The following is an 8,074-nucleotide window of genomic DNA, read 5'->3' on the forward strand; positions in this document are numbered from 1 at the left end:
TATTAAAAGCGTCCACGAAGATTTAGGCGGCCCGGCGCAGGGGACCCACCTCTTCCCATCCCGAACAGAGAAGTTAAGCCCTGCCGCGCCGATGGTACTGGGGTTACACCTGGGAGAGTAGGTCGCCGCCTTCATTATTACAGACCCGTAGTTAACACTGCGGGTCTTTTTTATGCCCTTTTTTGTAAATAAACCTGCTTAATACTCCTATTTATTGAGTAGTTGATCTCATAAGATCGTGTATAAAGTCTCATCCTACACCATGGTGCTTTAATCACGCCACCAAAATAGCCCGGTGGTTAAACCAGGTACAGAAATAACCAATTTTAAGAATCGAAAGGTAAAGTGTAGATACAATCTTACACAAAAAGCTAATGTCGATTTATTCTTAAGTAGTGTATAATATCTTTATATCCCTATGTACTATGAAGCTACCTACTGAGGATTTGAGGTTTTATAAAAAGCCTTGTATTATAGATATTCTGAAATTCGCTGATCGGCTATTTTACAACTATAACCTGATTGAGGAAAAAGTAATAGCGCCATCTTAACTGGGTTTTGAATTGAGATGGAACAGTGCAATCGTTTTTTTAATAGAAGAGGGAGAACTTCTAAAATAAGGCTCCCCCTTTAATCAGAATACTATACTTCTGCTTTATGGATCACTTCCATTGTTTTTCTTAATCCCGTATTGGCTACTTCTTGCAGGTCTTGTTTCCAATATTCGGGGTTGTATAATTCCAGAGATATGCATTTTTTATAGCCTGTTGACTTTAAGGTTTTTAATATTTCCGGTAAAGGCAAAATTCCGTCACCAGGGTAAACCCTATGTTTATCCCCTAATGCTGTAATATCAGGACTAGCTGGAGCATCTGCAAATTGGAAAATAGCAATAAGGTCTCCATTTAAAAATTTAAGTCCTTCAAACCCACCTTCGCTGATATGCATGTGAAACGTGTCGGGTATAACCATGGCTTTAGGATGGTTGGCATCCAAAGCCACACCTACTGCCTGTCCCAAAGTTTTGAGAGGAAAAAATTTCACAAAAACCAGGGCGGGATTAATACCAAACTCATTAATCCCTATATCTATTAATTCCCGGTATCTTTGGGATACGTACTTTTGATCGTAGTTTTCACCAACAGTATTTGGGATGGTTTGAATGTGTTGTGATTGGATGTCAGCCGCCATGCGCATCCTGTTTCGAGTATCTTTTAACGATTCTTCAAATGCTACTTCCGTGGGAGGCAATGCATTCCATAATCCGATAACACTTGGCACAAACATGCCAAGGTCTTTAATTTCCTTACCCAAATCCTTTAGGTTTCCTCCTTCTTTTTCAAATTCAGCTAACTCTTTATCCCAAGGTTCTATGGCATCAAAGCCTGCTTTAGCGGCAATTTGAACCTTTTTCCTTAATGAAGCAGGCCTAATTGTAGCGGTATCCAGACAAATTGGCCAAGGACTTTGGCCTTGTTGGTATCTTTTTTCGGTCTTAGATTTCTCCAAAGGTTTTTTTGCTGCCAAAGATGGTGCTGTTCCTGCTGCAACACCAGCCAATGCACCAAGACCAATAAATCTTCTACGTTTCATTTTTCTGTTTATTTAGGGTTATTGATGCAATTACAAAAGTTTGTAAAAGTGTATAGTGTTCTCTCGATAATTTTGATGTGAATACATTAATCTAATAATGCAAAACCAAAAGAGGGGGGATTTTTTGAAGTCCGCCCATCTTTTGGTTTATAGCTTAATTATTTAGAAGGAGTCACCTCAAATTTTCTAAACTCTACCGCTCCGTGGTCTCCCTGGATCATAAATGCTCCTGGTTCGCCTTCATTGCTGTCAATGGCTCCACCCGTGATACCTGGAATGATTTGGTCTGTTATAATTGCTTTTCCATTGGCTACAATGCTAACCCTTCTACCAATCAAAGTGATCTCAAATGTTTGCCATTCGCCTGCAGACTTTACAGCCATCTCATTTGGTGTTAGAAAGCCATAGACTCCACCGAAATAAATAGAAGATGGAGGAGTGCCGGCATTGTCTTCGATTTGAACTTCATACCGTCCACGAAGGTAAATGCCACTGTTGCTACCTTTAGGATAACGGATTTCGGCACTTAATTTGAAATCTTCAAATTTTTGGTCTGAAATAAGGTTTGATCCTGCAGCATCGGATGTTAATATTCCATCAATGACTTTCCATTGATTTTCAGCGCCATCTACATGCCAACCATCTACATTTTTACCATTAAATAGTTCGATTGTTTTTCCCCATTTAGGTGCTTTTTCTCTTACCAATGAAGGTGCTTTAACGCCAGTAAAGGAATGTTTTTCACCAGTGCTTTGGGTAATTGTACCAGATAATTCCCCAGCCATTAGCTGTCCATTGAATACCATGTCCTGATCGGAATTGTCCCATTGAGGAGGTATTGCAAAACTTATTTTTCCATTTTCATAGTTCACTTTTGAAATTGGTCTTGCACTTCCATTGTGAGCTACATAATAACCCACCAATGTCTTTATTCCTGAGAGTTTCACCTCTAACCAAGAGGGTGCTTGTTTGCCATCCATGTCTACAGTGAGGTCCCACCGCCCAGTTAACTGTTTTTCATCCTGCGCACATGCCAAGTTTCCTGTGCTTAAGAAGCTGAAAACCAATATTCCGCACAATAATAATTTCGATTTTATCATGTTATTTTTTTTGAAGTTTATTCTACTTAAAATTACTTGATTTTTATCTCCTTTTAAAACTGTTCATCAATTTATTAAGCAACTCAAAATACTAAAGTTCTCAAATCCATCCCTTCTTTTTTTGAATCACAGATTATTCTTACTTTGGCGTAAGACTAATTTTAATTCCCATGAGACACCTTATTTCTTCTTTGCTACTGATCGCTTTGTTTTCTTATCAATCCGCCATGGCGCAAAAAATTTCTGCTCAGAAAATTGGTGACCGGATAGACGTTATTATTGATGGCCAATTTTTCACCAGCTACCATTTTGCGAAAAATGAGAAGTACCCCTTTTTCTTTCCTGTGAATGGCCCTTCTGGGTCCTTGGTTACCAGTATGCGTAATGGAATCTATCCACATCACAGTTCCTTGTTCTTTGGTTGTGATAAGGTTAATGGCGGAAATTATTGGCAGGAGGGATTGGATCGTGGCCAAATTGTCTCCCTAAGGGCGGAAATCGAGCAAAGTAGTGAAAGTGAGTTGACCATACTTAATGAATGCATTTGGACCAGACCGGGAGCAACAGCCCCGATTAAAGATTTTCGCACAATAACCATTTCTACCACTCCTGATGGGGCTTATCAAATTGATTTTGATGTAAAAATGGAAATGCTTGAGGATGTTACCATAGAAAAGACCAACCATTCCTTGTTTAGTGCTAGGTTAGACCAAGACCTGAATGTACTCAATGGGGGGACGATGATTAATGCAGAAGGAGATCGGGGAGAGGAAGAAACTTTTGGTAAACCTTCTTCCTGGATAGATTTTTATGGAAACCGTGGAAAGGGTAAAGAAGGTTTGGCAGTTTTGCAGCATCCTTCTAACGACTGGTATCCTTCGCCCTGGTTTACCAGGGATTATGGTTTCATATCTCCCACGCCAATGTATTGGCCAGAAGATGAACAAAAAGGAACACAACTGAAAAAAGGAGAATCAATCCAGCTCAAATACAGGGTAATCGTACATCAGGGAGATCACCTGGAAGCAGATATTGCAGGGAAATTCGATACCTACAGTAAAGATTGATATTAGTTATATAAAGTATATAATTTCTAAACCGCAAATAATTCCCAGCACAAATCCCCAGAATAATTCAATTGGAAAGTGTCTTCCAAGGTACCATCTTGACCAGCCAATCAAAGGGGTGAAAGCCCAAATGATCATTGAAAATTCTTTGTTAATCTCCCAAAGTCCAAAACCAGTAAAAACAGCGATGGCAACGTGTAAGGAGATTTTGATTTTGTAGTTAAGGAAGAAAGCAAGTAGCAGCAATTGTATGAGTATCAAGCTCCCTATAATAACACTGGACGGCTGATTGCTAAACCATAAAGCGGCTAATACAATTACTGCCAATACCAGGATAAAGCGGTACATAGAGGACCGTTGGCTCCTGATTGAAACATCAAAGTTTGAATACAATCCTTTTCGGGTACGGTATAGGTTCCAGCCTATAAGGGGCAAAATCCCTAATGAAATGATTATGGTTAGGGTCCAGAAAGCTTTTGCCGGATCATGAATACTGAAAAGGAAATAGACTAAAAAAGTCAGTAACAAACAAATAGGATGACCAACTTTGGAAATTATGAGTGCGATTTTTTGTTTCAAAACTTAATGGAAATCATTTTTCTCCCAGCAATTTACCTCATATTTCACGAATTGAACTTGAATGGATGTTTTTATATGGGATGAAATCACTCAATTGGGACCGATTTTATGATTGTTCCTCCAGCTATTTGTCTAGCTATTGGATATTTCGAAGCTAAATCTTCCACCCTACCATGAAAAGCTTTAAATTAGCGGTTGCTTAAAATGAAAATGATTAACGCGGCCAAGGCCGATACCAATGGATGTAGCAGTAATTAAGTACAATGCAGGGAATGTGAAATCTGTATTGTATGCCATGGAGCGTTTAGGAGTCAATGCGACCTTAACGGATGACTGGGAAACGATAAAAAAAGCAGATAAGGTGATATTTCCAGGTCAGGGAGAAGCCAGTACTGCGATGAAGTATTTGAAAGAAAGGAAACTTGATCAGTTGATAAAAGAGCTAACCCAACCTTTTTTTGGAATTTGTCTTGGACTACAGTTGTTGTGTGAGCACACTGAGGAGTACGAAACAGACTGTTTGGGCATTTTCCAGATAAACGTAAAGAAATTCCCCCCTTTGGATAAGGTGCCACATATTGGCTGGAACAATCTTGAGAACTTGAAAACGCCCCTTTTGGAGGGATTGGATGAATCAGCCTATGTGTATTACGTACACAGTTATTATGCCGAATTAGACCCAAAATATACGATAGCTACTACTCATTATATCAATGACTTCTCTGCTATGTTGCATAAAGATAATTTTTATGCCATGCAGGGGCACCCTGAGAAAAGCAGTGTAGTAGGTGAAAAAATTCTTAACAATTTTCTGAAATTATAATGGAAATCATTCCAGCAATAGATATCATAGGAGGTAATTGTGTACGCCTTACCCAAGGAGATTACAGCCAAAAAAAGGAATACTCATCAGATCCTACCGAGGTAGCAAAAAGGTTTGAAGGGGCAGGTATTAAAAGGCTGCATTTGGTAGACCTGGATGGAGCCAAAGCCAAGAAGATTATTAATACCGAGGTGCTCGAGCGAATTTGTCAGGCAACCAGCCTAAAAGTGGATTTTGGCGGAGGAGTGCAATCGGACGAAGACATAGCCTTGGCTTTCAGCTTAGGTGCTAAACAGGTGACAGGTGGAAGCATAGCCGTGAAAAACCCTGACTTGTTCACCGGATGGCTCAAATCTTACGGTGGAGAGAAACTGATTTTAGGGGCAGATGCCAAAGACAGGAAAATTGCTATTTCAGGTTGGGAAGAAACGACCGAGATGGACTTGATAGATTTCATTAAAGATTACCATGCCAAGGGCGTCCAATACGTAATATGTACCGACGTAGCGAAAGATGGATTGCTTCAAGGGCCTTCATTGGAGCTTTATAAGGAAATAATGAAGGAGATCCCTGGTGTTAAGCTGATAGCAAGTGGGGGAGTAGCTTCCGTAAGCGATTTAGAAGAACTTGAAGCTGCTGGAGTTTATGGGACAATTGTAGGAAAAGCTTTTTATGAAGGCAGGATAAGCCTCGAGGAGTTAAGTAGCTTTACACGAAATTAATATGTTGACAAAAAGAATAATACCTTGTCTGGATATAAAAGATGGGCGCACAGTTAAAGGAGTTAATTTTGTAGAGCTGAGGGATGCTGGTGATCCGGTAGAATTGGGCAAAATATATGCTGACGAAGGGGCTGACGAATTGGTGTTTTTAGACATCACAGCTACGGTAGAGAAGCGGAAGACCTTGGTTGAATTGGTTACCAAGGTGGCAAAAACCGTAAATATTCCTTTTACTGTGGGTGGTGGAATTTCTACGATTGACGATGTGAAGGCCTTGCTGAATGCTGGAGCGGATAAAATAAGTATAAATTCTGCTGCAGTAAGAAACCCTTCGGCAATAAACGAACTCGCTAGAGAGTTTGGGAGTCAATGTATCGTTGTTGCCATCGATACCAAAAATATTGATGGGATTGATTTTGTACATACCCACGGGGGAAGAAGACCCACTTTGTTGAAAACTCAGGAATGGGCAGCAGAGGTTGCAGAAAGAGGAGCAGGAGAGATTTTGCTCACTTCTATGGACCACGATGGGGTGAAAAATGGTTTTGCAAATGGCATCACTTCCGAACTGTCATCCATACTCCCAATTCCTGTTATCGCTTCAGGAGGAGCAGGAACCATGCAGCATTTTCAAGAAGTGTTTACTGCTGGAAAAGCAGATGCTGCCTTGGCTGCCAGTATTTTTCACTTTAAAGAAATACCAATACCTGAGTTAAAAAAATACCTCGACACACAAGGAGTCAATATAAGGATGAAGTCATAAATCTTCATCAATTTTGATTTTACTATAAATACTTGAGCAATAAATTAGCATGGAAAATATTAAGATAGATTTTGAAAAAGTAAATGGTCTGGTGCCTGCCATTATCCAGGATGAGTTTACAAAAGAAGTATTGATGATGGGCTATATGAATCAAGAGGCCATCGATGAATCTGTAAAAAGTGGAAAGGTCACTTTTTTTAGCAGGACCAAAGGCAGGTTGTGGACGAAGGGAGAAACTTCAGGTAATTTTTTAATGATTAAAAATATTGAGGTAGACTGTGACCAGGATACGCTTTTGATCACTGTTAACCCAATAGGTCCAGTTTGTCACACAGGAAATGACACCTGCTTTGCACACGACAATAAAGGAAAAACCCATTTTATTGATCATTTAAGAAAGGTGATCAAAGAAAGGAAAAACAACCCTTCAGACAAATCCTATACCACCTCTCTATTCAATGCTGGCATCAATAAAGTGGCGCAGAAAGTAGGGGAAGAAGCAGTGGAAGTTGTAATTGAAGCCAAGGATGATAACAAGGAATTGTTCATGGGCGAGGCAGCAGACTTATTGTATCATTATTTGGTATTGCTAGAAGCAAAATCGTACGAATTGGATGAAGTAATGGAAGTTTTGATCAATCGTCATCAAAAGTAAAATTTACTAAGATTGTCGTATTTATTTGTTTATGGTACGTTAAGGAAGGGATTTGGACATCCAATGGCTGAATTGTTGGAGCGCTCTGGTGAACTTTTCACCAGTGGCACATGTAAGGGGCTTTTGTATGATTTAGGTCCCTATCCTGTATTTACCTATACCTCAGTTTTAGAAGAAGAAGTTTTTGGGGATGTCTATTTGCTACACAATGAACATGAAGTTCTGACAATCCTGGATGAATACGAAGGTGTAGGTGAGAAGCTGGAAACAGGAGTGACTTACGAAAGAATAAAATTAGACATTGAATCAGAGGATGGGGTGATCCTATCTGCTTGGGTATACCTTCATTTGGGTACTTTGGATCACCTGACTCCTATTGAAGGAGGCGATTATTTGAATTATATTATAGAGGGTAAAGGTGATCAGTAATATTGAACTGAGATTCCTTATTTGATATATACTTTTTTAATGTATACCTTTGTAAGGTTGAAGAAATCATTTTCCATATTGATCGCTGCATTTTTTCTTTTTTCCAGCATAGGGCTGGCGAAGAGCAGTCATATTTGTATGGGGTCCGAAATGATGAAAGGGTTTGGTTTGTCTGCCAAGCATTTAGATTGTGGTATGGAAAGCCATGAGGAAATTCCATCCTCAGAAAAGGGTTCGAAGGCTGTCTCAAACCAGTGCTGTCAAAACCTATTTGAACTGATTCAATTAGAGGTTGATCCAAAGCTTTCTATTGCAAATGCTGATGCCCCGCAAATGGTTTTTA

At 39.6% G+C, this 8,074-nt stretch carries 10 protein-coding genes and 1 rRNA gene; 8 read left to right on the top strand and 3 right to left on the bottom strand.

What is annotated here, in order from left to right; genetic code table 11:
* The first annotated feature begins 22 nt into the window (after window positions 1–22).
* A 5S ribosomal RNA gene (gene rrf / locus ADICYQ_RS25180) occupies window positions 23–134 on the top strand.
* Window positions 135–642: 508 nt separating this feature from the next.
* On the opposite strand, the gene ADICYQ_RS25185 is transcribed toward rrf, so the two are convergent.
* Together ADICYQ_RS25185 and ADICYQ_RS25190 are read right to left on the bottom strand one after the other, a co-directional pair.
* Window positions 643–1,593: a sugar phosphate isomerase/epimerase family protein gene (locus ADICYQ_RS25185; protein ID WP_020894151.1), complete on the bottom strand. Its 951-nt coding sequence runs from the start codon at window positions 1,591–1,593 to the stop codon at window positions 643–645.
* 158 nt (window positions 1,594–1,751) lie between these two features.
* On the bottom strand, window positions 1,752–2,693 hold the full coding sequence (locus tag ADICYQ_RS25190; RefSeq protein WP_020894152.1) for a 3-keto-disaccharide hydrolase: 942 nt from the start codon (window positions 2,691–2,693) through the stop codon (window positions 1,752–1,754).
* A 170-nt stretch (window positions 2,694–2,863) separates the two neighbouring features.
* Here ADICYQ_RS25190 and ADICYQ_RS25195 point away from each other — a divergent pair, with 170 nt between their 5' ends.
* Window positions 2,864–3,760, top strand: a complete 897-nt coding sequence (locus tag ADICYQ_RS25195; RefSeq protein ID WP_040418183.1) for a DUF6807 domain-containing protein — start codon at window positions 2,864–2,866, stop codon at window positions 3,758–3,760.
* 6 nt (window positions 3,761–3,766) lie between these two features.
* Here ADICYQ_RS25195 and ADICYQ_RS26460 read toward each other — a convergent pair whose 3' ends face one another.
* A complete protein-coding gene (locus ADICYQ_RS26460; RefSeq protein ID WP_020894155.1) occupies window positions 3,767–4,339 on the bottom strand; it encodes a phosphatase PAP2 family protein in 573 nt (190 codons plus the stop codon).
* Between the two features lie 238 nt (window positions 4,340–4,577).
* Here ADICYQ_RS26460 and hisH point away from each other — a divergent pair, with 238 nt between their 5' ends.
* From hisH to ADICYQ_RS25230, 6 genes are all read left to right on the top strand, one after another.
* Window positions 4,578–5,162 (top strand): imidazole glycerol phosphate synthase subunit HisH, encoded by a 585-nt coding sequence (gene hisH / locus ADICYQ_RS25205; protein WP_020894156.1) that lies wholly within the window; start codon window positions 4,578–4,580, stop codon window positions 5,160–5,162.
* A complete protein-coding gene (gene hisA, locus ADICYQ_RS25210) occupies window positions 5,162–5,884 on the top strand; it encodes a 1-(5-phosphoribosyl)-5-[(5-phosphoribosylamino)methylideneamino]imidazole-4-carboxamide isomerase (protein WP_020894157.1) in 723 nt (240 codons plus the stop codon). The genes hisH and hisA overlap by 1 nt, the downstream gene beginning before the upstream one ends.
* Before the next feature lies 1 nt (window position 5,885).
* Window positions 5,886–6,647 (top strand): imidazole glycerol phosphate synthase subunit HisF, encoded by a 762-nt coding sequence (gene hisF / locus ADICYQ_RS25215; RefSeq protein WP_020894158.1) that lies wholly within the window; start codon window positions 5,886–5,888, stop codon window positions 6,645–6,647.
* Window positions 6,648–6,696: 49 nt separating this feature from the next.
* On the top strand, window positions 6,697–7,302 hold the full coding sequence (gene hisIE / locus ADICYQ_RS25220) for a bifunctional phosphoribosyl-AMP cyclohydrolase/phosphoribosyl-ATP diphosphatase HisIE (RefSeq protein WP_020894159.1): 606 nt from the start codon (window positions 6,697–6,699) through the stop codon (window positions 7,300–7,302).
* Window positions 7,303–7,314: 12 nt separating this feature from the next.
* Window positions 7,315–7,731 (top strand): gamma-glutamylcyclotransferase family protein, encoded by a 417-nt coding sequence (locus ADICYQ_RS25225; RefSeq protein WP_146948579.1) that lies wholly within the window; start codon window positions 7,315–7,317, stop codon window positions 7,729–7,731.
* A 57-nt stretch (window positions 7,732–7,788) separates the two neighbouring features.
* The coding region (locus ADICYQ_RS25230; RefSeq protein ID WP_152520532.1) for an HYC_CC_PP family protein at window positions 7,789–8,074 on the top strand (286 nt) is incomplete at its 3' end.

Origin of the sequence: Cyclobacterium qasimii M12-11B, from assembly GCF_000427295.1 — a bacterium.
Classification (GTDB): Bacteria; Bacteroidota; Bacteroidia; order Cytophagales; family Cyclobacteriaceae; genus Cyclobacterium; species Cyclobacterium qasimii.